The 24,736-nt window shown below is 43.5% G+C and carries 24 protein-coding genes; 23 read left to right on the top strand and 1 reads right to left on the bottom strand.

Going from position 1 to position 24,736, the window contains the following annotated elements; genetic code table 11:
- Positions 1-133: 133 nt before the first annotated feature.
- From GPA07_RS11985 to spoVM, 17 genes are all read left to right on the top strand, one after another.
- A complete protein-coding gene (locus tag GPA07_RS11985; protein WP_008354582.1) occupies positions 134-2,809 on the top strand; it encodes a calcium-translocating P-type ATPase, SERCA-type in 2,676 nt (891 codons plus the stop codon).
- Between the two features lie 83 nt (positions 2,810-2,892).
- Entirely contained in the window at positions 2,893-3,768 is an 876-nt protein-coding gene (locus tag GPA07_RS11980; protein ID WP_008354579.1) for a YicC/YloC family endoribonuclease, read from the top strand.
- Positions 3,769-3,844: 76 nt separating this feature from the next.
- Positions 3,845-4,114 carry an extracellular matrix/biofilm regulator RemA gene (gene remA / locus GPA07_RS11975; RefSeq protein ID WP_008344898.1) on the top strand — a complete coding sequence of 90 codons (270 nt, stop codon included), beginning with the start codon at positions 3,845-3,847 and terminating at the stop codon, positions 4,112-4,114.
- A 9-nt stretch (positions 4,115-4,123) separates the two neighbouring features.
- On the top strand, positions 4,124-4,738 hold the full coding sequence (gmk, locus tag GPA07_RS11970) for a guanylate kinase (RefSeq protein WP_008354577.1): 615 nt from the start codon (positions 4,124-4,126) through the stop codon (positions 4,736-4,738).
- 3 nt (positions 4,739-4,741) lie between these two features.
- Positions 4,742-4,945, top strand: coding sequence for a DNA-directed RNA polymerase subunit omega (gene rpoZ, locus GPA07_RS11965; protein WP_008354574.1), 204 nt, complete (start codon positions 4,742-4,744; stop codon positions 4,943-4,945).
- Positions 4,946-5,062: 117 nt separating this feature from the next.
- Positions 5,063-6,280 carry a bifunctional phosphopantothenoylcysteine decarboxylase/phosphopantothenate--cysteine ligase CoaBC gene (coaBC, locus tag GPA07_RS11960; RefSeq protein ID WP_071167640.1) on the top strand — a complete coding sequence of 406 codons (1,218 nt, stop codon included), beginning with the start codon at positions 5,063-5,065 and terminating at the stop codon, positions 6,278-6,280.
- Positions 6,277-8,685 (top strand): primosomal protein N', encoded by a 2,409-nt coding sequence (priA, locus tag GPA07_RS11955; RefSeq protein WP_008354568.1) that lies wholly within the window; start codon positions 6,277-6,279, stop codon positions 8,683-8,685. The genes coaBC and priA overlap by 4 nt, the downstream gene beginning before the upstream one ends.
- Positions 8,686-8,700: 15 nt before the next feature.
- Positions 8,701-9,183, top strand: a complete 483-nt coding sequence (def, locus tag GPA07_RS11950; protein ID WP_157292576.1) for a peptide deformylase — start codon at positions 8,701-8,703, stop codon at positions 9,181-9,183.
- A 5-nt stretch (positions 9,184-9,188) separates the two neighbouring features.
- Positions 9,189-10,142: a methionyl-tRNA formyltransferase gene (gene fmt / locus GPA07_RS11945; protein WP_008354564.1), complete on the top strand. Its 954-nt coding sequence runs from the start codon at positions 9,189-9,191 to the stop codon at positions 10,140-10,142.
- Entirely contained in the window at positions 10,129-11,472 is a 1,344-nt protein-coding gene (rsmB, locus tag GPA07_RS11940; RefSeq protein WP_157292575.1) for a 16S rRNA (cytosine(967)-C(5))-methyltransferase RsmB, read from the top strand. The genes fmt and rsmB overlap by 14 nt, the downstream gene beginning before the upstream one ends.
- 3 nt (positions 11,473-11,475) lie before the next feature.
- Entirely contained in the window at positions 11,476-12,564 is a 1,089-nt protein-coding gene (gene rlmN / locus GPA07_RS11935) for a dual-specificity RNA methyltransferase RlmN (protein WP_008354560.1), read from the top strand.
- Positions 12,565-12,567: 3 nt separating this feature from the next.
- On the top strand, positions 12,568-13,338 hold the full coding sequence (locus GPA07_RS11930) for a Stp1/IreP family PP2C-type Ser/Thr phosphatase (protein ID WP_071167637.1): 771 nt from the start codon (positions 12,568-12,570) through the stop codon (positions 13,336-13,338).
- Positions 13,332-15,287 (top strand): Stk1 family PASTA domain-containing Ser/Thr kinase, encoded by a 1,956-nt coding sequence (gene pknB, locus GPA07_RS11925; RefSeq protein ID WP_157292574.1) that lies wholly within the window; start codon positions 13,332-13,334, stop codon positions 15,285-15,287. Before GPA07_RS11930 ends, pknB begins: the two co-directional genes overlap by 7 nt.
- Before the next feature lie 12 nt (positions 15,288-15,299).
- Positions 15,300-16,196, top strand: coding sequence for a ribosome small subunit-dependent GTPase A (gene rsgA / locus GPA07_RS11920; RefSeq protein WP_157292573.1), 897 nt, complete (start codon positions 15,300-15,302; stop codon positions 16,194-16,196).
- 3 nt (positions 16,197-16,199) lie between these two features.
- Complete coding sequence (rpe, locus tag GPA07_RS11915; protein ID WP_008354554.1) at positions 16,200-16,850, top strand: ribulose-phosphate 3-epimerase; 651 nt, start codon at positions 16,200-16,202, stop codon at positions 16,848-16,850.
- A gap of 60 nt (positions 16,851-16,910) precedes the next feature.
- Entirely contained in the window at positions 16,911-17,555 is a 645-nt protein-coding gene (locus GPA07_RS11910; RefSeq protein ID WP_008354552.1) for a thiamine diphosphokinase, read from the top strand.
- A 71-nt stretch (positions 17,556-17,626) separates the two neighbouring features.
- On the top strand, positions 17,627-17,707 hold the full coding sequence (gene spoVM, locus GPA07_RS11905) for a stage V sporulation protein SpoVM (protein ID WP_008354550.1): 81 nt from the start codon (positions 17,627-17,629) through the stop codon (positions 17,705-17,707).
- A gap of 69 nt (positions 17,708-17,776) precedes the next feature.
- Here the strand turns inward: spoVM and rpmB are convergent, their stop codons facing one another.
- The gene (gene rpmB / locus GPA07_RS11900; RefSeq protein WP_003212514.1) at positions 17,777-17,965 is read right to left on the bottom strand and encodes a 50S ribosomal protein L28; all 189 of its coding nucleotides are present in this window, start codon (positions 17,963-17,965) and stop codon (positions 17,777-17,779) included.
- 271 nt (positions 17,966-18,236) lie between these two features.
- Between rpmB and GPA07_RS11895 the strand changes: the two genes are divergently transcribed.
- From GPA07_RS11895 to fapR, 6 genes are all read left to right on the top strand, one after another.
- The gene (locus GPA07_RS11895) at positions 18,237-18,599 is read left to right on the top strand and encodes an Asp23/Gls24 family envelope stress response protein (protein ID WP_008344871.1); all 363 of its coding nucleotides are present in this window, start codon (positions 18,237-18,239) and stop codon (positions 18,597-18,599) included.
- 15 nt (positions 18,600-18,614) lie between these two features.
- A complete protein-coding gene (locus GPA07_RS11890; protein ID WP_008354548.1) occupies positions 18,615-20,288 on the top strand; it encodes a DAK2 domain-containing protein in 1,674 nt (557 codons plus the stop codon).
- Positions 20,289-20,437: 149 nt separating this feature from the next.
- Positions 20,438-21,100, top strand: coding sequence for an L-serine ammonia-lyase, iron-sulfur-dependent subunit beta (sdaAB, locus tag GPA07_RS11885; RefSeq protein ID WP_008354546.1), 663 nt, complete (start codon positions 20,438-20,440; stop codon positions 21,098-21,100).
- Between the two features lie 20 nt (positions 21,101-21,120).
- The gene (sdaAA, locus tag GPA07_RS11880; protein WP_008354543.1) at positions 21,121-22,023 is read left to right on the top strand and encodes an L-serine ammonia-lyase, iron-sulfur-dependent, subunit alpha; all 903 of its coding nucleotides are present in this window, start codon (positions 21,121-21,123) and stop codon (positions 22,021-22,023) included.
- Positions 22,001-24,049: an ATP-dependent DNA helicase RecG gene (recG, locus tag GPA07_RS11875; RefSeq protein ID WP_008354541.1), complete on the top strand. Its 2,049-nt coding sequence runs from the start codon at positions 22,001-22,003 to the stop codon at positions 24,047-24,049. Before sdaAA ends, recG begins: the two co-directional genes overlap by 23 nt.
- 112 nt (positions 24,050-24,161) lie before the next feature.
- Complete coding sequence (gene fapR, locus GPA07_RS11870) at positions 24,162-24,728, top strand: transcription factor FapR (protein WP_008354539.1); 567 nt, start codon at positions 24,162-24,164, stop codon at positions 24,726-24,728.
- Positions 24,729-24,736: the final 8 nt, after the last annotated feature.

The following is a 24,736-nucleotide window of genomic DNA, read 5'->3' as shown; positions in this document are numbered from 1 at the left end:
ACTGAAAGAACCTTACGTATTCTCGTTCTTTAGGCAGTCTTATTATTATAGCATGATTTAGGACGAGTCTGAATAAACTGGCTTATAGAACACGGCATATGAGAGAGAACAAAAGAGGAGTGGACGAGGTCAAATGAATTGGCATGAACTGAACCAAACCGATTTATTAAAAACAATGAATACATCGATAGGTGACGGACTGTCAGAAAAAGATGTGCAAAAGCGGCTTGAAAAGCACGGGCCAAATGAATTGCAGGAAGGGAAAAAGGCGTCGGCTTTCGTCCTCTTTTTAGCGCAATTTAAAGATTTTATGGTGTTAATCTTACTTGCGGCAACGATCATTTCTGCCTTTTTAGGTGAATACGTTGATGCATGCGCGATTGTGGCGATTGTCTTTATTAACGGTGTGCTCGGCTTTTATCAGGAACGGCGGGCGGAAAAATCCCTTCAAGCGCTAAAGGAATTATCAACTCCGCATGTGTATGCAAGGAGAAACAATGAGTGGGTCAAGATTCCGTCAAAACACCTCGTACCAGGAGATATTGTGAAGTTTTCAAGCGGGGACCGAATTGGGGCAGATATCAGATTGCTCGAAACAAAGAGTTTAGAGATCGAAGAATCTGCTCTCACAGGAGAGTCCATCCCAGCGGTCAAACATGCGAGTCCACTTTCACGAGATCATGTCTCGCTTGGAGATTTGACGAACATGGCCTTTATGGGGACGCTTGTCACGAGAGGAAGCGGTGTAGGTGTTGTCATCGGTACAGGAATGAATACGGCTATGGGACAAATTGCTGGTATGCTGGATTCAGCAGGCAATATGGAAACACCGCTGCAAAGACGTCTTGAACAGCTTGGGAAAATTCTGATTGTTGCTGCATTATTTTTAACTGTGCTTGTTGTTGTGCTTGGTGTGGTGCAAGGTCATGATTTGTATCATATGTTCCTAGCGGGTGTATCTCTCGCTGTTGCTGCGATTCCAGAAGGACTGCCGGCGATCGTAACCGTCGCACTTTCCCTCGGCGTGCAGCGGATGATGAAACAGAAATCAATTGTCAGAAAGCTCCCGGCTGTGGAAACACTCGGCTGCGCCTCCATTATTTGCTCTGACAAGACAGGAACAATGACACAAAATAAAATGACCGTGACACATGTGTGGGCAGAGGGGAAAACATGGCATATTTCTGGCACAGGGTACGAGCCGTCAGGTGATTTCACCTTAAACGGAGAGCTTGTCCATGTGGATAAACATCCGGCCCTACAAAAGGTGTTATTATACGGAGCACTTTGTAATACATCGACTATCGTTGAAAAAGATGGAGAGATGAGGCTTGACGGCGATCCAACAGAAGGAGCTCTTCTCACCGCAGCGCGTAAAGCGGGTTTTACGGAGCAATTCATAGAAGCGGGATTTCATGTAGTGGAGGAGTTTCCTTTTGACTCTGAAAGAAAAATGATGTCAGTCGTTGTAGAAACGAATCAGAAAGAGCGGTATGTGATTGCCAAGGGTGCACCAGATGTGCTGATGAACCGTTCAAGTCATATGATGCACGGCGGACGCACCGCCTCATTTTCAAAGGCCCATCGACAAGAAACGGAAGCTGCGATTAAAGGGTTAGCAAGACAAGCGCTTAGAACCATTGCGATTGCATATAAAAAAGTAAGTCTCACAGAAAAAATCACATCTGTTCAGCAGGCAGAAACCGGTCTGACATTTATCGGCCTAGAGGGCATGATTGATCCACCTCGTCCTGAAGTCAGACGAGCAATTAAAGAGTGCCGAGATGCTGGCATTAAAACGGTGATGATTACAGGCGATCACGTAGAAACAGCTAAAGCGATCGCTAAGGATTTAAGCCTTTTACCAAAGCAAGGAAAGGTACTTGATGGGAAAGCATTGGACCAGCTTAGCGACAAAGAGCTTGAGCAAACGGCTGAAAATGTGTATGTGTTTGCACGGGTATCTCCAGAGCATAAGCTAAGAATTGTAAAGGCTTATCAAAAAAATGGTCATATTGTGGCGATGACAGGTGATGGGGTCAATGATGCGCCAGCAATTAAACAAGCAGATATCGGCATATCAATGGGGATTACCGGGACAGATGTAGCTAAAGAAGCTTCTTCTCTTATTTTACTTGATGACAACTTTGCGACCATCAAATCCGCCATTAAAGAGGGCCGGAATATTTATGAAAACATTCGCAAATTTGTCCGCTATTTGCTGGCATCAAATGTTGGAGAAATTTTGGTCATGCTGTTTGCAATGCTCTTAGCGCTTCCACTGCCTCTTGTTCCCATTCAAATATTATGGGTAAACCTTGTGACAGACGGTCTCCCGGCTATGGCTCTTGGAATGGATAAGCCTGAAGGCGATGTGATGAAGAGAAAGCCGCGGAACATGAAAGAGGGCATTTTTGCAAGAGGGCTTGGCTGGAAGGTCATATCAAGAGGATTTCTTATCGGGCTTGCCACCTTGTTAGCCTTTATGTTTGTGTATCACCGCGATCCGAACAATCTTCAATATGCGCAAACGGTTGCTTTCAGCACACTCGTTTTGGCGCAACTTATTCATGTGTTTGACTGCCGCAGTGAACGATCAATTTTCGAACGTAACCCATTTGGGAATGTATACTTGATCGGTGCTGTTTTGTCCTCACTGCTGCTGATGCTTGTCGTCATTTATTACCCGCCGCTTCAGCCAATTTTCAAAACGGTGGCGATTGCACCAATTGATTGGCTGTTGATCATCGGCATGTCCGCACTGCCAACTTTTTTACTGGCAGGATCACTTTTGACAAGAAAAAAATAATTCGTTATGGTATAATTTTGAGGTAATAGTGTCTGCTATTACCTTTTTCATTTTATTAATATGAAAGAATTGGGTGTTTTAACATGATACGCAGTATGACGGGATTCGGCCAAGCGAGTAAAACGGATGGAGAACTGACAGTGTCAGTCGAGCTAAAATCGGTCAATCACCGTTTTAAAGAGGTTCATGCCCGTTTGCCGAGGCCGCTATTATATTTCGAAGATACATTGAAAAAAATCATTCTTCGTCACGTGCAGCGCGGTAGAATTGAGCTGTTTGTCACGATTGAAGGCGGTAAACTAGCAAGCCGGTCTCTGCAGATCGACTGGCCGCTTGTGGATGAATATATGAAAGCCGCAAAAGACCTTGAGGACCGCTATCACATTTCAGGCATTGAGCATGCACATGACTTACTTAAGCTGGAGCATGCTGTTCAAGTAGAAGAGTCGGTCAGCCGAAATGAGCAGCTCGAGCAATTGCTGATAGACACTTGTGAAGAAGCTGTCAAGGAGCTTTGCTTTATGAGAGAGCAAGAGGGGACATCACTTCAAAAAGACTGTGAACTCAGGCTGTCTGAGCTAGAGGCTTTTACAGAAGAAATAAACGTCTTCGCGCCAGAGGTTGTGAGTCAGTACAAAGAACGATTGAATCAAAGATTGAAGGAATGGATCGGCGAGGCTCTTGAAGAAAGCAGACTGACCACAGAGGCGGCCATCTTTGCAGATCGCTGTGACATTACAGAAGAGATCACACGGTTAAAAAGTCATTTTCAGCAATTCCAGCAAATTTTGACGCAAGGCGGAGCTGCCGGCCGAAAGCTTGACTTTCTAGTACAGGAGCTCAACCGTGAAGTGAACACGATTGGATCTAAAGCAAACCATCATCATTTAACAAAGCTGGTGGTTGAAATGAAAAGTACTATTGAAAAAATAAAAGAACAAGTGCAAAATATAGAATAGTCATTGTGTATGCTGTTTACAGTTCGTCTCTTTCGGCGAGACTAGAGACGTTTATATTACAGGGGGACGAAAGAAGATGACCATAAAGTTGATCAATATCGGATTTGGAAACATCATTTCAGCGAATCGGATGATTTCAATTGTCAGTCCGGAATCAGCACCGATTAAACGAATGATACAAGACGCAAGAGATCGAGGCATGCTCATAGATGCTACATACGGAAGAAGAACCCGTGCTGTTGTCATTATGGACAGTGACCATGTCATCTTATCTGCCGTTCAGCCTGAGACTGTCGCGCAAAGACTTTCTGTAAAAGAAGAAATCATAGATGAAGGGCAGGGGTAATACGCCATTATGAAAGAAAGAGGACTTTTAATCGTTCTCTCTGGACCTTCGGGAGTTGGAAAAGGAACGGTCAGACAAGCCATTTTCTCCCAGGAAGATACGAAATTTGAATACTCTATTTCTGTGACAACGCGCAAACCACGTGAAGGTGAAAGAAATGGTGTTGATTATTTCTTTAAAACCAGGGAAGAATTTGAAGATATGATTGAAAACAAAAAGCTGCTAGAATGGGCAGAATATGTCGGGAATTACTACGGCACGCCTGTTGACTATGTTGAACAAACATTGAGCGAAGGAAAAGATGTTTTCCTTGAAATCGAAGTGCAAGGTGCACTTCAAGTAAGAGAAGCATTCCCGGAAGGTCTCTTTATTTTCCTTGCACCGCCTAGTCTTTCAGAGCTTCAAAACCGCATTATGACGCGCGGTACAGAATCTGAGGATCTTATTCGAAACCGAATGGCTGCTGCAAAAGAAGAGATTGAAATGATGGATGCTTACGACTATGTTGTTGAAAACGATGATGTCGAACTTGCTTGTGAAAGAATTAAAGCGATCGTCCTTGCAGAGCATCTGCGCAGAGACAGAGTCGCACCAAGATATAAAAAAATGCTGGGGGTAGAATAAACCATGTTAGATCCTTCAATTGACTCATTGATGAACAAACTTGACTCAAAATATACGCTTGTCACAGTGGCTGCACGCCGTGCACGTGAGATGCAGATCCATCAAGATCAACAAATCGAAAATACAAAGTCCTACAAATTTGTAGGGAAAGCACTTGAAGAAATCGATGCTGGTCTTTTGACATTCGAAAAAGAAGAGCAAGAATAACACATCGCTTCTGCAATGCAGATACGATACGTTCAAAAAAGTCAAAACTATGATTGGTTTTGACTTTTTTGAATTGTAGACGAATTTGTGAAAAAGGCCGTTAAGGGGGACAAACAAATGTTACAGTCAAAAAATATTTTACTCGGCGTCAGCGGAGGAATCGCCGTATACAAAGCAGCTGCACTCACTAGTAAACTTGTACAGGCAGGCGCAAACGTAAGAGTGATTATGACGGAATCTGCCCGTGAGTTTGTGTCTCCGCTCACCTTTCAAGCCCTATCTCGACATGAGGTGTATGTGGATACATTTAAAGAAAACAATCCAAAAGTCATTGCGCATATTGATGTAGCTGACTGGGCCGATCTCATTCTTGTTGCCCCTGCAACAGCGCATACAATTGGTAAAATGGCCGCAGGACTTGCTGATGATATGCTCACAACGACCTTGCTTGCTTCAACAGCTCCTGTATGGATCGCACCGGCCATGAACGTGCACATGTATGACCACCCAGCTGTCAAGCGGAACATTCGCACATTATATGAAGACGGCTACCGGTTTATTGAGCCAAGTGAAGGCTATTTAGCGTGCGGGTACATTGGGAAAGGGCGTCTAGAAGAGCCAGAGAAAATTGTTGAACACATTCGTGCGTTTTTTGAAGAGCCAAAAAGGCTGCCGCTTTCAGGTAAAAAAGTCGTGGTGACAGCAGGTCCTACACGAGAAGTAATCGATCCTGTTCGTTTCTTTACAAATCGATCGACCGGGAAAATGGGCTATGCCATTGCAGAAGCTGCCCAGCAAATGGGGGCTGATGTCACGCTCATTTCAGGGCCTGTTTCTTTATCTGCGCCTGATGGTGTGAACGTGGTGCACGTTGAATCAGCTGCGGATATGTATCAGGCAGCTTTAGATGTGTACGAGGATGCAGACCTTGTGATTAAATCAGCAGCAGTTGCCGATTATACGCCTGTTACGACCTATTCTCATAAAATGAAAAAACAGGATGGCGCAATGGAGATTGAATTCACGCGGACAAAAGATATTTTAAAAGAGCTGGGGAAAAGAAAAGAGCACCAAGTGCTTGTCGGGTTTGCAGCTGAAACGCAAGATGTAGAATATTATGCGAAAAAGAAAATCGAATCCAAGCATTTAGATATGATTGTCGCTAACAATGTCACAGCAGAGGGCGCAGGCTTTGGCACAGATACAAATGTCGCAGCGATTATCAAAGCAGACGGAACAAAAAAAGAGCTGCCAATGATGAGTAAAAAAGACCTTGCTTTTGAAATTTTAAAAGAGGCAAAACAACTGTTGCCAAAAGAGCGTGATCAAGCATGATTGCTGAAGTCATTGTTGATGTCACAACAAAAGCCATCGATCGGCCATTTGACTATCGTGTGCCAGACCGTTTCAAAGACCTTGTCAAGGCTGGTATGCGGGTGGTTGTTCCCTTTGGCCCGAGGAAGATTCAAGGGTTTGTGACAAAAATCAAAGACGAAACAGACGTAAAAACAGGCAGCATAAAGGACATTGTGGATTTATTTGATGTATCTCCTGTTCTGACAGATGAGCTATTGGAGCTTTCCCACTGGCTGACGGAAAAAACATTATCCTATCATATCACGGCTCTTCAATCCATGCTGCCGGCAGCGATGAAGGCCAAGTATGAAAAAGAAATTCAGGTGCTGTCAGATGAGGAACTTCCGCAGTCATTGAAAGAGCTTTTCGGTCAGCAAGAGAGCATCCTTTACGCTGACATCCCGCCTGAACAGCTGAAGCACATTCAAAAGCATGTCCAAAAAGGTCATCTAGAGGTCAGATACCATGTCTCTCAAAAATCTGGAAAGAAAAAGGTGCGTATGCTTCAGGTTGCCGTTTCGAAAGAAAAACTCGAAGAAAAGCAGGAGCGGCTAAAGAAAAATGCGGTGAAACAGAAGGCATTGCTATCCTTTTTGGTTCGAGCAAATAAGGCGACGTTTTTAGCAAAAGACCTGCAGCAGCAAACAGGCGCTAGTTCTCAAACGTTAAAAGCTTTGATTCAGGAAGGTTTGTTAACAGAAAGCTACGAAGAAATCTATCGAGATCCTTATCGTGACCGGGAATTTACACCCTCTACTCCTCTTGATCTCACGACAGAACAAGCTGAAGCGGCCAAACCCATTCACCAAGCAGTGAGTGATGATCAACATGAAACGTTTTTGCTGCACGGGGTGACAGGAAGCGGGAAAACGGAGATTTATTTGCAGACAATTGATCATGTCCTCCAAAAAGGAAAAGAAGCGATCGTACTAGTTCCTGAAATCTCCTTAACCCCTCAAATGGTCCAGCGGTTTAAAGAACGCTTTGGCTCCAATGTGGCTGTTCTTCATAGCGGATTGTCGACTGGGGAAAAATATGATGAGTGGCGGAAAATCCACCGCAAGGAAGTCAAGCTTGTCGTCGGTGCAAGATCTGCTGTTTTTGCTCCATTTGAGAATTTAGGAATGATTATTATAGATGAAGAGCATGAATCGTCCTATAAACAAGAAGAAATGCCTCGGTATCATGCAAAGGATGTTGCCATTGAACGGGCTAGACGGCACCAATGTCCTGTTGTATTAGGCAGTGCAACGCCTTCGCTTGAGTCGTATGCACGTGCGAAAAAAGGTGTCTATACATTGCTGACGCTAAAACGACGAGTGAACCAGCAGCAGCTCCCGCACGTCTCGTTAATTGATATGAGAGAAGAATTAAGGAACGGCAACCGGTCCATGTTCTCAGAAGAATTAATGCTCAGGTTAAAAGAAGTGCTGGAAAGGAAAGAACAAGCCGTTTTATTTCTCAATAAAAGAGGCTATTCATCCTTTGTGATGTGCCGTGATTGCGGATATGTGGAGCAATGTCCTCATTGCGAGATTTCTCTTACGTATCATCGCGATCAAAAACGGCTGAAGTGTCATTATTGCGGTCATGAAGCTCCGGTACCTGCTGAATGTCCGGAATGTAGCAGTGAGCATATTCGCTATTTTGGTACAGGTACGCAGCGTGTCGAAGAAGAGCTTACGAAGGTATTGCCTGAAGCGAGGGTGATCCGAATGGATGTGGATACAACCTCTCGAAAAGGGGCACATGAAAAGCTTCTCACGTCATTTGGCAACAAAGAAGCCGATATTCTGCTTGGTACGCAGATGATTGCAAAAGGCTTAGATTTTCCAGATGTTACACTTGTCGGTGTACTGAGTGCTGATACGTCCCTTCATATCCCTGATTTTCGTTCAAGTGAAAAAACATTTCAGCTTCTCACCCAAGTAAGCGGCCGGGCGGGCCGTCATGAAAAAGCGGGCTCAGTCATTATTCAATCGTATACACCTTCGCACTATAGTATTGAATTAACCAAGCAGCATGATTATGAAGCCTTCTATGAGCAGGAGATGCTGCATCGCCGTCATCAGTCCTATCCGCCGTTTTACTTTTTGGCCATGGTGACTGTGTCACATGAAGAAGTGACAAAGGCAGCACATGTAACGGACAAAATTGTTCAGTTCCTGAAAATGAACTGTGCACCGAATACAAGAATTCTCGGTCCGGCTGCTTCTCCAATCGCTAAGATCAAAGATAGATATCGCTATCAATGCGTGATAAAATACAAAAGGGAAAATGAACTGGCAAGTTTATTACGGAAAATACAAGATCATTATCAAAAAGAAATGGAACAAAAACAGTTGATGATTTCAATCGATATGAATCCATATATGATGATGTAAAACGGAGGGCTTTTAGTGGCAATCAAACCGATCGTCTTACATCCGGCAGACGTTCTTGAACAACAAACAGAGCTTGTTGATACATTCGATAAAAAACTCAAAAAAATGCTGGATGATATGTATGATACAATGCTTGAGCTAGATGGAGTCGGCCTAGCCGCACCGCAAATCGGCATCTCAAAAAGAATCGCTGTGGTTGACATAGGAGAAGATTCTGGAAGGATTGACTTAGTCAATCCAGAGATTCTTGAAGTGGTAGGGAGTCAGACAGACATTGAAGGCTGCCTGAGCTTTCCATCTTTGTACGGAACGGTCGAAAGACCAAATTATGTGAAGGTGAAAGCCTTTGATAAGAAAGGCAAACCATTTACAATAGAAGCAGAAGGATTTTTAGCAAGAGCTTTATTGCATGAAATTGATCATTTAGACGGCGTATTATTCACGTCGAAGATCATTCAAACCTATACAGAAAAAGAACTTGCGGAAATGGAAGGGTGAAGAAAATGGCACGTATTGTATTTATGGGAACCCCTGATTTCTCAGTACCTGTGCTGCAAACGCTCATAACAGAAGGATATGAAGTCGTAGGGGTCGTCACACAGCCAGATCGCCCGAAAGGCAGAAAACGAGTGCTCACGCCGCCTCCTGTGAAAGTAGAAGCCCTAAAACATGGCATTCCAGTTTTACAGCCTGAAAAGGTGCGTCTTGATGAAGAAATCGATAAAGTGCTTGCGCTAAAGCCTGATTTAATCGTAACGGCAGCATTCGGACAAATTCTGCCAAAAAGATTACTGGATGAGCCTGAATTTGGCTGTATCAACGTTCATGCCTCTCTTTTGCCAGAGCTAAGAGGCGGTGCACCGATCCATTATGCGATCCTGCAAGGCAAAAAGAAAACAGGCGTCACGATCATGTATATGGTTGAAAAGCTTGATGCAGGTGACATGATTAGCAAAGTAGAAGTAGAAATTGATGAATTAGACAATGTGGGAACACTGCATGATAAATTAAGTGTCGCTGGTGCGGCCTTATTAAAAGACACGATTCCAAATATATTAAGCCGGTCCATCTCGCCAATCCCGCAAAATGAAGAGGCAGCAACCTATGCACCAAATATTAAGCGGGAGCAGGAAAGACTAGACTGGACAAAACCAGGAGAAGTGCTTTACAACCAAGTTCGCGGCTTAAATCCATGGCCAGTTGCCTATACTGAATGGAACGGCGCCAATTTAAAGGTGTGGGAAGCGAAAAAAGTTTCGCTCCAAACTAAGGAAGAACCTGGAAAGGTGATTGAGCTGCAAAAAGAAGGGCCAGTCATTGGAACGGGGAATGAGCAAGGCCTTTTATTAACGAGTGTACAGCCCGCTGGAAAGAAAAAAATGAGCGGTGAAGACTTCTTAAGAGGCGCAAATATCGAAATTGGACAGAAATTAGGGTTATTAAATGAAGAAAAGTAATGTGAGAGAAGTAGCGCTGGACGCTTTAATTAAACTTGAACAAAATCAAGCCTACAGTAACTTGCTTTTGCAGTCAGTGATGAAAGAGCAAGAACTTTCGGATCAGGACAAACCGCTGTTAACAGAGCTTGTATACGGTACACTGCAAAATAAGCTGGCACTTGATTACATGCTCACGCCTTTTGTGAAAAAACCGCAAAAAGTGGCTCCGTGGGTGATGCAGCTTTTGCGTATGTCTCTGTATCAAATGGTTTACCTTGAAAAAATTCCAGATCGTGCGGCCATCCATGAAGCAGTCGAGCTCACGAAAAAGCGCGGACATAAAGGCATTTCGTCACTTGTCAACGGTGTTCTTCGTTCTGTACAAAGAGAGGGAGTCCCATCATTTGATGCCATCAAAGATCCGGTCAAGCGGCTATCGGTGGAGACAAGCCACCCATTATGGCTCATTCAGGAATGGGTTGAGGCGTACGGATTTGAAGCAGCAGAAAGCATGTGCCGCATTCATTTAGTACCGCCAAAGCAAACCCTTCGTGTCAATCGAATGAAGACGGACCGCGCGGCATTACAGCAAGAACTAATGGATGCAGGAATTGAAACAGAGCTTGGCGACTTATCTGAGGATGCACTTAAGCTCATGAAAGGCTCTATCGTAGCCACTCCTTTCTTTCAAGAGGGCTTTGTGACGATTCAAGATGAAAGCTCCATGCTTGTTGCAAGAGCGCTTGACCCGCAGCCGGGAGAAATGGTGCTCGATGCCTGTGCGGCTCCTGGCGGAAAATCAACACATATCGCAGAGCGAATGAACGATGAGGGGAAAATTGTGTCGCTTGATTTACATGAACACAAAGTAAAACTAATCAAACAAGCAGCAAAGCGCCTGAACTTAACTAAAATTGAGGCAAAAGCGCTCGATGCAAGAAAAGCATCAGATGCTTATAGTGAAGCTTCGTTTGACCGCATTCTCATTGATGCACCGTGTTCAGGATTTGGCGTCATCAGACGAAAACCAGATATGAAATATACAAAGTCTCGAGAAGACGCAGCAAGACTTGCAGCGATTCAGCAAGCCATCCTGCATGAAACAGCTCCGCTTTTAAAGCCGGGCGGAACCCTTGTATACAGTACATGTACAATGGATCCAATAGAAAATCAACAAGTGATTCATGCGTTTTTACAAGAACACCAAGACTTCGAACCCGATCTATCTCTTAATGAACGGCTGCCTGAGCAGGTTGCTCCGTTTGTTCAAAATGGAAGTGTGCAAATCCTTCCTCATTATTTCGGAACAGATGGTTTCTTTATTTGCAGCATGAGAAAGAAGGGATAAAAAATGACAGAACAAAAACGAAAAGTAAGAAAAGAACTGAAAACAGACATGCCGTCGATCTATTCATTTGAGCTTCACGAAATCAAAGAATGGTTAAAAGAACAAGGCGAAAAGCCTTTCCGTGCAACGCAAATTTTTGAGTGGCTTTATGAAAAACGTGTCACATCCTTTGACGAAATGTCTAACCTCTCAAAGGAGTTAAGAGAAAAACTAAAGGAACAATTTGCGATCACAACATTAAAAACAGTGATTAAACAAACATCTCAAGATGGAACGATCAAGTTTTTATTTGAATTACATGATGGCTATACAATCGAAACAGTGCTGATGCGTCACGAGTACGGCAACTCTGTCTGCGTGACAACACAGGTTGGCTGTAGAATTGGCTGTACATTCTGTGCATCTACACTTGGCGGTTTGAAACGAAACCTTGAGGCAGGAGAAATCGTTGCCCAAGTACTGAAAGTGCAGCAGGCGCTTGATGAAACAGATGAACGCGTCAGCTCTGTTGTGATCATGGGAATTGGTGAACCATTTGATAACTTTGAAGAAATGCTTGCCTTCCTTAAAATCATTAACCATGACAATGGCTTAAATATTGGCGCACGTCATATTACGGTTTCAACGAGCGGGATCATTCCAAAGATTTATCAATTTGCTGATGAGCAAATGCAGATTAACTTTGCTGTCTCTCTGCACGCACCAAATACAGAGATTAGAAGTCGCCTCATGCCAATCAATAAGGCATATAAGCTACCAAAATTAATGGAAGCCATTGAATACTACATTCAAAAAACAGGCAGACGTGTGAGTTTTGAATACGGCCTGTTTGGCGGAGTCAATGATCAAGTTCATCACGCAGAAGAACTGGCTGATTTATTAAAAGGAATCAAATGCCACGTAAACCTCATCCCGGTGAACTATGTACCGGAGAGAGATTATGTAAGAACACCGAGAGAACAAATCTTCCTATTTGAAAAAACGCTGAAAGAACGAGGCGTAAACGTTACGATTAGACGAGAGCAAGGCCATGACATTGATGCTGCTTGCGGTCAGCTAAGAGCGAAGGAGCGTCAGGAAGAGACGAGGTGACGAATGTTGATAAGGGCAGCCTTTCAAACCGATACAGGAAAAGTCCGTCAGCATAATGAAGATGATGCAGGTATTTTTGAAGCAAAAGAAGACGCAATTCTAGCTGTTGTAGCAGATGGAATGGGAGGTCATCTTGCTGGTGATGTAGCCAGCAAGATGGCAGTTTCTTCTTTAAAAGAATACTGGGAGGAAACATCTTCAATTCCAAGTAATCCAGCCGATCAAGAAAGCTGGTTAATCTCAAAAGTGAGCGACATTAATGACCAAATATATGAACATGCAAGAAACAATAAGGAATGCCAAGGAATGGGGACGACCATTGTTTGTGCGCTCGTTCATTTGCAAACGGTCACAATCGTCCATATTGGTGACAGCCGCTGTTACTTACTAAGAGATGGAGCACTGACCCAATTAACGGATGATCACTCACTTGTCAATGAGCTTGTGAAAACAGGCGAGATCTCAAAAGCGGATGCAGAATATCACCCAAGAAAAAATGTGCTCACCAAAGCTTTAGGAACGGATAAACACGTTCAAATCGATGCACGAACTTTTGAAATTGATCCAGGAGATCAAATTTTGCTTTGCTCAGATGGGTTATCCAATAAAGTAGAAGAAGAGAACCTAATTCAGATTTTAACGCAAACAACCGCACCAGACGAAAAAGTAACAGAGTTAGTTCAAACAGCGAATGACAACGGCGGTGAAGATAACATTACAGCAGTACTGTTAGAAATCTCCTCCCAAACAGAGGAGGGTGACAGCACGTGTTGATCGGAAAAAGGATCAGCGGCCGTTATCAGATTCTTCGCGTCATAGGCGGAGGCGGAATGGCAAACGTTTATTTGGCGGAGGATATGATTTTAGATCGCGAAGTGGCGATTAAAATTTTGCGGTTTGACTTTGCAAGCGATGATGATTTTATTAGACGTTTCAGGAGAGAAGCGCAATCAGCCGCAAGCTTAGACCACCCAAATATTGTCAGCATCTACGATGTCGGAGAAGAAGATGACATTTATTATATTGTCATGGAGTATGTCGAGGGGATGACGCTGAAAGAATACATACACACCAATGGCCCGCTTCATCCAAAAGAAGCCGTTCGCATCATGGAGCAAGTCGTGGCTGCGATGGAAGAAGCCCATGCGAAACAGCTCGTCCACCGGGACATTAAGCCTCACAATATATTAATAGACAACATGGGGAATATCAAAGTCACTGATTTTGGCATTGCCATGGCACTCAGCTCAGCGACCATTACCCATACCAATTCTGTTCTTGGCTCTGTTCATTATTTATCTCCAGAGCAAGCACGCGGAGGTCTTGCAACGAAAAAATCAGACATCTATTCACTTGGTATTGTGCTCTATGAGCTCATCTCAGGACGCATGCCATTTGAAGGAGAATCTGCTGTCAGTGTCGCACTGAAGCATTTGCAGTCAGAACCGCCTTCTGTGAGAAGATGGAACCCTTCTGTTCCACAAAGCGTGGAGAACATCATTTTAAAGGCGATGGCAAAAGATCCATTTTATCGATATGAAGATGCATCTGAAATGCAAAAGGATTTAAAAACGGCTTTTGACCCTGCAAGACTAAAAGAAAAACGCTTTGTGATTGAAGAAGATCATGAAGCAACAAAAGCCATTCCCATTATGAAAGATCATCAAGTTGATCAAGATCATGAAAAAACAGCCGTTCATCCAGTTCAAAAGCCGAAGAAAAAAGAGAAACAAAAACAGAAGAAAAAACGAAAAAAATGGCCGTGGATCGTGGCGTCGATCTTCTTTATTTTGACGACCGCGACGATTTTAGCGATCACTGTATTTCCGGGTTTCCTTTTTCCAAAAGATATAGAGGTCACCGATGTGTCTGGCATGACAGTTGAAAAAGCAGAAGATACCTTAAAAAAAGCCGGATTTACTGTCGCAGCTGATCCTATTGAGATCGCTGACAATGAAATTGAAAAAGGACTTGTCGTCAAAACGGATCCGAACATCGGAACAAAAGTAAAAGAAGGAACAGAAATTCAGCTTTACGAAAGTACAGGTAAAGAAAAAACCGAATTACCTGATGTCACAGGTGAAAAGGTCGAGAAAGCAAAAGAAATATTAGAGAAAAAAGGGTTTAAACAGGTCGTCGTGGAGGAAGTGAATGATAATGACACCGAATCAGGGATCGTCATGGAACAGCAGCCTTCCGCCAGCACAGAGCTTGTCGCCGCAGATGAGGAAGTCACTTTAACCGTCAGTTTAGGTCCTGCCGATATTACCTTACGTGATTTAACGACGTATAGTAAGCAGGCAGCATCGAATTATTTAGAGGACAATGGACTCAAGCTTGATGAAAAAGAAGCGTATTCTGATGATGTGCCAAAAGGCGAGGTCGTGAAGCAGGAACCAGAAGCGGGGACAGCTGTCAAACCAGGCGATACGGTCAAAATTACGTTCTCTCTTGGACCAAAAGCAAAACCGGCTAAAACGGTGACTGAAAAGATTTCGATCCCGTATGAACCAGAAACGGAAGGACAGGAGATGAATGTCCAAATTTCCATTGATGATGCAGAACATAGCATTTCTGATTTATATGAAACCTTTAAAATCACTGCGCCAACTGAGCGAACGATTAAATTTAAGATTGAACCAGGTCAAAAAGGATATTATCAGGTGACGGTGGATGATAAAGTGGTGAGCTCCAAAACGATCGAATACCCTGATGATGAATAAAGGAGGGACTTTATGCCTGAGGGCAAAATTATTAAAGCATTAAGCGGATTTTATTATGTGCTGGATGAGTCTGAAGAAAGTGGAAAAGTGATTCAGTGCAGAGCAAGAGGCATTTTTCGTAAAAACAAAATAACACCTCTTGTTGGAGATTATGTCGTCTATCAAGCAGACAACGATAAGGAAGGCTACTTATTAGAAGTAAAAGAGCGGACAAATGAACTTGTTCGGCCGCCCATCAGTAACGTTGATCAAGCGGTGCTTGTTTTCTCAGCGGCAGAGCCTACCTTTAGTACATCGCTTTTAGACAGATTCCTCGTGCTTGTTGAAGCCAATCATATCAAGCCGTTGATCTGTATCACAAAAATCGATCTGCTGAAAACAGAGCAAGAGCGTGAGGCCATTCAAGCATATGCAGAAGACTATCGACAAATTGGATATGATGTTCATTTAACATCCACGATTGAGAAGGATGGAATTGAACAGCTGACCCCGCACTTTTACAATAAAATCACCGTATTTGCAGGTCAGTCTGGTGTAGGTAAATCCTCTCTTTTAAATGCGATGAGCCCTGATTTGGCGCTGAAAACAAATGATATTTCCTCCCATCTTGGCAGGGGAAAACATACAACAAGACATGTGGAACTCATACGAACGGCTGAAGGGCTCATTGCAGATACACCTGGCTTCAGCTCACTTGAATTTACAGGCATCGAAGCGGAGGATTTAGGGCTCTATTTCTTAGAAATCAGAGAGAGAAGCGCAGATTGTAAGTTTAGAGGCTGTTTGCACGTGAAAGAGCCTGGCTGTGCGGTAAAAGATGCTGTAGAGCATGAGCAGATCAGAGAGTATCGCTATCTGCATTATTTAGAATTTTTAGCTGAAATCAAAGACAGAAAGCCGAGGTACTAAATCATGGTTTATATTGCCCCTTCCATTTTATCAGCAGATTTTGCTCATTTGGAGAAAGATATCCGTGATGTGGAACAAGGCGGAGCGGATTATATTCATATTGATGTGATGGATGGTCATTTCGTACCGAATATCACATTTGGACCAAATGTAGTGGAAGCGATCAGACCGCATACAAAGCTGCCACTCGATGTCCATTTAATGATTGAACAGCCAGATGAGTATATCCCTGCATTTGCAAAAGCAGGCGCTGACATCATCTCTGTTCATGTCGAGGCGTGTCCGCACTTGCACCGCACGATACAGCACATCAAAGAGCAAGGTGTAAAAGCAGGGGTCGTCTTAAACCCGCATACACCTGTTTCTCAAATTGAGCATGTATTAGAGGATGTGGATCTAGTATTATTCATGACGGTGAACCCTGGTTTTGGCGGACAGGCGTTTATTCCATCCGTCCTCGAGAAGGTAAAAGAAGTAAAGGCACTTAGTGAACAAAAGGGCTTAACCGATTTACTCATTGAAATAGACGGCGGTGTCAACGTGGAAACAGCAAGAAGCTGCAAGGATGCAGGTGCTAATTTACTCGTCGCCGGCTCAGCGGTATACGGAAAAGACAACCGCGCAGCAGCCATTCAGGCGATTCGAGAAGCGTAAGGAAAGGAACCAAAGTTATTGTGAGCTTTGGTTCTTTTTTCAATGGAGAGGAGCGTAATCATGCACATACATATCGTCGCCGGCGGTCCTTTTGAATACATCCCGCCGCTTACTCATGAAGCATCTCGTGAAGACATTCTCTGGGTCGGTGTAGACCGTGGGACTCTTTTCTTACTAGCAGAGGGCATTGTTCCTGAAAGAGCATTTGGTGATTTTGATAGTGTGACAGAAGAAGAGCTTCATGAGCTAAAAAAGACATTGCCTGCGCTGAATGTTTTTCAGGCAGAGAAAGATGAAACTGATTTAGAGCTTGCGCTTAACTGGGCACTTCGTCAGAACCCATCGCATATTCAAATCTACGGCATCACAGGCGGCAGAGCGGATCATTTTCTGGGAAATATCCATCTCCTTTACAAAGGCATTCAGCACAAACAGAGCATCACACTCGTAGACAAACAAAATATCATTCAAATGTTTGGCCCTGGTACATACGCAATCAAACAAGACTTAGGTAAAAAATATGTGTCGTTTCTGCCCTTCGGTACATCGGTTGAAAAGCTGACATTAAAAGGTTTCAAATATCCTCTGAAAAATTGTCATATTGAGCCAGGTTCCACACTATGTATTAGTAACGAACTCATCCACTCAAATGGTACTTTTTCTTTTCATGAAGGCATATTAATAATGGTAAGAAGCAAAGATTGACCAACCTATCAACGTGGATGGCTGATTAAGCTCAATTGTGCTGCAAGCGGTACTTTTAGGAGGGGGACAAAATGAAATTTTATACAATCAAACTGCCTAGATTTCTTGGCGGCATTGTCCGTGCGATGCTTGGTTCATTTAAGAAAGATTAATGAGTAATCTCCTTTATTTCCACATAAAAACGCCTGCTACATTTAACTGTAGCAGGCGTTTACTCTTGCTTATACACGCTCAACTTTACCAGATTTCAAAGCTCGAGCTGATACATATACTCTTTTAGGCTTACCGTCCACTAGAATACGAACTTTTTGAAGGTTCGCGCCCCATGTACGTTTTGTAGAGTTCATTGCGTGAGAACGGTTGTTCCCAGCTTTTGTTTTTCTGCCTGTAATAACGCATTTACGTGCCATTTGTTTCCCTCCTAACTGCGAAAACATCATCATATTCTTCATATACGTACTTAGAGATGCCTCAAGATACTTTAATAATTTACCACAGCTTCAAGGGGTTTGCAAGGATTGTTTCCACCTCTTTCAAGAAAAATACCTTGACATCTTGATAAAAAATCAAGGCTATAGTATAAGTAGGATTGGGTCGGATTGAATGATTTCTTTTAAAAAGAAGGGTCTTATAGTAAAATAGTGATAACTCAGGGCAATTTCTCAAAAAGGGGGAACCAATGTGTCCATTGAACTTAGAACGAAATACGGACAAATTGATATATCAAATGAAGTCATTGCAATGGTGGCAGGAGGCGCTGCGATCGATTGCTATGGTATTGTTGGCATGGCGTCCAAAAATCAAATAAAGGACGGCTTGACGGATATTCTCCGCAAAGAGAACTTCAGCCGGGGTGTTCTTGTGCGTCAAAAAGAAGACCGCATTCATATTGATATGTACATCATCGTCAGCTACGGTACAAAAATATCAGAAGTCGCACATAATGTTCAAACGAAAGTCAAATATACGATTCATCACACAATTGGACTTTCAGTTGACTCAGTCAACATTTACGTACAAGGAGTAAAAGTTACGAATCCGTAGTAAGGAGGAAATATATTGTCTATTAGAAATCTTGATGGCCGCTCATTTGCAAAAATGATTCTTGCAGGTGCACACCATCTTTCTCAAAACGCACAAATTGTTGATGCGTTAAATGTTTTTCCAGTGCCAGACGGAGACACGGGGACAAATATGAATTTGTCGATGACTTCAGGGGCAAAAGCAGTTGAAGAAACAAATACCGATCACATTGGTAAGGTCGGGGTGGCTCTCTCAAAAGGGCTATTGATGGGCGCAAGAGGAAACTCAGGTGTCATCCTGTCTCAGCTCTTCAGAGGGTTCAGTAAAAATATAGAGCACAAAGAAACGATTGACGCCAAAGAATTTGCCCTTGCCTTGCAGGCGGGTGTTGATACAGCATATAAAGCCGTCATGAAACCGATTGAAGGCACCATCTTAACGGTTGCAAAAGACGCAGCAAAGAAAGCGGTTGCTGTTTCAGCGGCAGAAGATCAAATTGATCGTGTTCTTGAATTAACGATTGAGGAAGCAAGAGCATCACTTGACCGCACACCAGATCTCCTTCCAGTATTAAAAGAAGTCGGTGTTGTAGATAGCGGCGGTAAAGGGCTTCTTTGTGTATATGAAGGTTTTCTTGCTTCTTTAAGAGGAGAGGATCTTCCTCCTAAAACAGCCTCTTTGCCAACATTAAAAGAACTTGTGAGTGCAGAGCATCATAAAAGTGCACAAAGCCATATGAACACAGAAGATATAGAATTTGGCTATTGTACAGAATTTATGGTGAAATTTGAAGAAGATAAACAGTCCTTTGAAGAAAATGCCTTTAGAGAAGAATTAAGCGAATTCGGAGATTCACTTCTTGTGGTATCTGATGATACGCTAGCGAAGGTTCATATTCATGCAGAGCACCCAGGAGAAGTCTTATCATATGCACAGCGCTACGGCAGCTTGATCAATATGAAAATAGAAAACATGAGAGAGCAGCATAGCTCGATCGTCAATGAAGAAAAAGATCACTCGACTGCTGCACCAAAAGCACCTGCTGCTAAAAAACAGCGTTTTGGGGTAGTGAGTGTTGCAATGGGAGAAGGAATTGCGGACTTGTTTAAAAGTATCGGGGCTTCCGTCGTGATTGAAGGCGGGCAGACGATGAATCCGAGCACAGAAGACATTGTCAAAGCAATTGATAGCATTCATGCCGAAACCGTCTTTATCTTACCTAATAATTCTAATATTGTCATGGCAGCTAAACAGGCGGCAACTGTCTCAAGTCGTGAGGTCGTTGTTATTCCGACGAAGACTGTTCCTCAAGGGATGTCGGCACTTCTTTCTCTAAATGAAACAGCTTCAAATGAAGACAATGAAGCAGCGATGCTAGAAGCGATTGATCATGTGAAAAGCGGCCAAATTACCTTTGCAGTGAGAGATACCCAAATTGATGGAATCGACATTGCTAAAGGCGATTATATGGGTCTATACAATGGAAAAATCACCTTAACAGCTAAAAATCAATTAGATGCTGCAAAAGAGCTTTTGAACCAAATGGTGACAGAAGATGATGAGATTGTCACCATCATTAAAGGCGAAGATGCAACATCTGATGAGATGGAAGCGTTAGAAGCATATATTGAAAAAACATTTGAAGATGTAGAAGTTGAAGTCCACGATGGGAAACAGCCGCTTTATTCATATATTTTGGCTGTTGAATAAAGAAAGAAGGGCACATAAAGCCCTTCTTCTTCTTTTGCAATTTTTTACTAGGCGTTCATTGCTGAAATGAGTTGCGGGAATCGAATGAATCCATTAGTCTAAAGGAAGAAACAAACCACTACGCAAGCGGTTATGAGAGGGGAAGACCTATGAAATTTAGAAGTGTGTTTGATATTATTGGACCCGTCATGATTGGTCCATCAAGTTCGCACACAGCGGGTGCGGCTCGTATAGGAAGAGTGGCACGCAGTTTATTCGGAAGAGAACCGAAACGAATTGTCGTTTCATTTTATGGCTCTTTTAAAGATACGTATAAAGGACACGGTACAGATGTAGCCATTATTGGCGGTGTTCTTGACTTTGATACATTTGATGAACGAATCAAAACAGCGATCGATATTGCCAAAAGCAAAGGCATCGAGATTGAATTTATAGAAGAAGACGCCGTACCAGCGCATCCGAATACAGCAAAAGTAGACATCTCAGATGCGAATGGAAAGCTTGAATTAATTGGGATTTCCATTGGCGGAGGTAAAATCGAAATCACAGAATTAAATGGCTTCGAGCTTAGACTTTCAGGTAATCACCCAGCCATTCTTGTCGTTCATAACGATCGCTACGGGACGATTGCGGCAGTTGCCAATGTGTTAGCGAAATTTGCGATCAACATCGGTCATATGGAAGTGGCGCGCAAAGAGGTTGGGCAAGAGGCACTGATGACCATTGAAGTGGATCAAAATATTGATCCGGCGGTTCTATCAGAGCTGGAGACGCTACCTAACATTATTCAAGTGACACAAATTGCAGAGTAACAACAAGGAGGTTATGTAGGATGTTTAAAAACGTCAAAGAACTCGTGCAGCTTACAGAAGAACGGAATACCTCCATTTCAGAAATCATGATTACACAAGAAATGGAAGTGACAGGGAAGTCACGCGAAGACATTTTCTCGCAAATGTACCGCAACCTAGAAGTGATGGAGCAGGCTGTTGAAAACGGACTAAAAGGTGTGAAATCATTATCAGGTTTAACTGGCGGAGATGCGGTGAAACTTCAAGCATATATCGCATCAGGCAAAACATTGTCTGGTCATACGATTTTAGATGCTGTCAGTAAGGCAGTTGCAACAAACGAAGTCAATGCAGCAATGGGAACCATCTGTGCAACGCCTACAGCAGGCTCAGCAGGTGTTGTGCCAGGTACGCTCTTTGCGGTGAAAGAAACATTAAAGCCAACGAAAGAACAAATGGTCAGATTCCTGTTTACATCCGGCGCATTTGGTTTTGTTGTGGCCAATAACGCAAGTATCTCTGGTGCAGCAGGCGGCTGTCAGGCAGAGGTAGGCTCAGCATCAGGTATGGCAGCAGCCGCCATTGTAGAAATGGCAGGCGGCACGCCGCAGCAATCGGCTGAAGCAATGGCCATTACACTGAAGAACATGCTTGGACTTGTTTGTGATCCAGTAGCAGGACTTGTCGAAGTGCCATGTGTGAAACGAAACGCAATGGGTGCTTCAAATGCAATGATTGCAGCAGATATGGCACTTGCCGGCATTACAAGCCGTATCCCATGTGATGAGGTCATTGATGCCATGTATAAAATTGGTCAGACGATGCCAACAGCTCTTCGTGAGACAGCGCAAGGCGGACTCGCTGCAACACCGACAGCAAGAGAGCTTGAAAAGAAGATTTTCGGAGGTGTGACCTCATCTCGTGATACAGAAACTGCAAGATAGTGTCTCAGTCCTAAAGGGAATTGGAGCCGAAACAGAAAAAACACTAAATGAACTTGGAATCCATACAGTAGCCGATTTGCTCGGCTACTTTCCTTATCGATATGATGATTATGAGCTTCGCAACTTAGAAGAAGTAAGGCATGACGAACGTGTCACAGTGGAAGGAAAAGTGCACAGTGAGCCCGTTCTCACCTATTATGGAAAAAAAAGAAGCAGGCTGACGTTCAGGCTGCTTGTCGGGCGTTTTCTCATTACAGCTATTTGCTTCAATCGCCCGTATTTAAAACGAAGTCTTGTTTTAGGTGATACGGTATCTGTCACAGGGAAATGGGATAAAAACCGTCAATCTATCATGGTGCAGGAATTTAAAAAAGGAACGCACGAACAAGATGGCAGTATTGAGCCTGTCTATTCGGTCAAAGAAAATGTGACAGTGAAGATGATGAGACGTTTTGTGAAGCAAGCCTTATCGCTTTATGCAGATCAAGCGGAAGATCCATTGCCAAAGCAGCTCGTCGCTGCTTATAAACTCATGTCGTATCAAGAAGCGCTAAAGGCCATTCATCTCCCAGAAACAAGAGATTCGCTCAAGCAAGCAAGGCGCCGTTTCGTGTACGAGGAGTTTCTGATGTTTCAGCTGAAGATGCAGGCGATCAGAAAAAAAGAACGAGAAAAAACATCAGGCATCCAGCATCCATTTTCAAAAGAAGCTGTCTTTGAGTTTGTTCACAGTCTGCCGTTCCCGCTGACAAAAGCGCAATCAAGAGTGCTTGATGAAATCATGTCTGATATGGCGTCCCCGTACCGGATGAACCGGCTGCTTCAAGGAGATGTTGGATCAGGGAAAACAGCCGTTGCGGCCATTGCGCTTTATGCCGCTCATTTATCCGGCTTTCAAGGTGCACTGATGGTGCCAACCGAGATTTTGGCAGAACAGCACGCAGATTCACTTTACCAGCTGTTTGAAAAATGGGGATTGAATATTGCGCTACTCACTAGCTCTGTGAAAGGTAAGCGCCGCAGAGAACTGCTGGAACGTTTGAAAGAGGGCGAAATTGATCTATTGGTCGGTACGCATGCCCTCATCCAAGACGAAGTGGAATTTAAGCAGCTTGGTCTTGTCATTACAGATGAACAGCACAGATTCGGCGTGGAACAACGGAAAAAATTGAGAAGTAAAGGACAGGACCCAGACGTTTTATTTATGACCGCAACACCTATCCCAAGAACCCTTGCGATTACGGTCTTTGGAGAAATGGATGTATCCGTCATTGATGAATTGCCAGCCGGCCGAAAGCAAATTGAAACGTATTGGGTGAAGCATGACATGCTTGAAAGGATTCTTGCTTTTGTGGATAAAGAGCTGAGAAAAGGCAGACAAGCATACATTATTTGTCCGCTCATAGAAGAATCAGACAAACTGGATGTGCAAAATGCAATTGATGTTCATAGCATGCTGACGGAGGCGTATCGCGGTAAGTGGTCGATTGGTTTAATGCACGGGAAACTGGCGAGCGATGAAAAAGATCAGGTGATGAGAGCGTTCACCGCAAATGAAGTCCAAATCCTCGTTTCAACCACGGTTGTTGAAGTCGGGGTCAACGTGCCGAACGCCACCATCATGGTCATATATGATGCGGACCGCTTTGGACTGTCACAGCTTCATCAGCTAAGAGGACGGGTCGGACGCGGAGAGCATCAATCATTTTGTATCTTAATGGCAGATCCGAAATCAGAGACGGGTAAAGAGCGGATGCGGATCATGTCTGAAACGACCGATGGCTTTGAACTGTCAGAAAAAGACTTGGAACTAAGAGGACCAGGCGACTTCTTTGGCAAGAAACAAAGCGGGATGCCTGAATTTAAAGTGGCAGATATGGTTCATGACTATAGAGCGCTTGAAACCGCTAGAAAAGATGCGGCAGAGCTCGTGCAGTCTGACGCCTTTTGGACAGAGCCTGAATACAAAGAACTTCGGCAAACACTCGTAGACAGCGGTGTGCTTGGCGGAGATAAATTGAGCTGATCAAGTGCTGGAGGAATTTTCTTGTCTTTTTGAAACAAGGATTGATTTATCATCTATGAGATTATATACTACTATTAGTACCTAGTCATAAATGTACGGATGGTGTCTGCATATGAAACTAAATAAAAAAGAACGTCAAAGGCTTCTCCAGCAAACGATCAGCTCGACTCCGTTCATTACTGATGAAGAATTGGCAGGTAAATTCGGTGTAAGCATTCAAACGGTTCGACTTGATCGTTTGGAGCTCTCAATCCCTGAATTGCGCGAAAGAATTAAGCACGTTGCCGAAAAGACATTAGAGGATGAAGTAAAGTCGCTTCCGCTGGATGAAGTGATTGGAGAAATGATTGATGTAAAGCTTGATGATCAAGCGATTTCCATTTTCGAAGTGAGAAAAGAGCATGTATTCAGCCGTAACCAAATTGCCAGGGGACATCATCTCTTTGCCCAGGCAAATTCGCTGGCAGTTGCCGTCATCGACGATGAACTGGCTTTGACAGCAAAAGCAAATATCAAGTTTACAAGGCAGGTCAAACAAGGCGAAAGAGTTGTCTCAAAAGCCAAAGTTGCCTCACATGATAAAGAAAAAGGCAGAACCGTAGTTGAAGTAAATAGCTATGTGGGTGAGGAAGTTGTCTTCTCAGGCGATTTCGTCATGTATCGCTCAAAACAAAAGTAAAAGGTGGC

The organism is Bacillus sp. ms-22 (assembly GCF_009759805.1).
In the GTDB taxonomy this organism is placed as follows: Bacteria; Bacillota; Bacilli; order Bacillales; family Bacillaceae; genus Bacillus; species Bacillus xiamenensis.
This window is presented reverse-complemented; position numbering and strand designations above follow the sequence as displayed.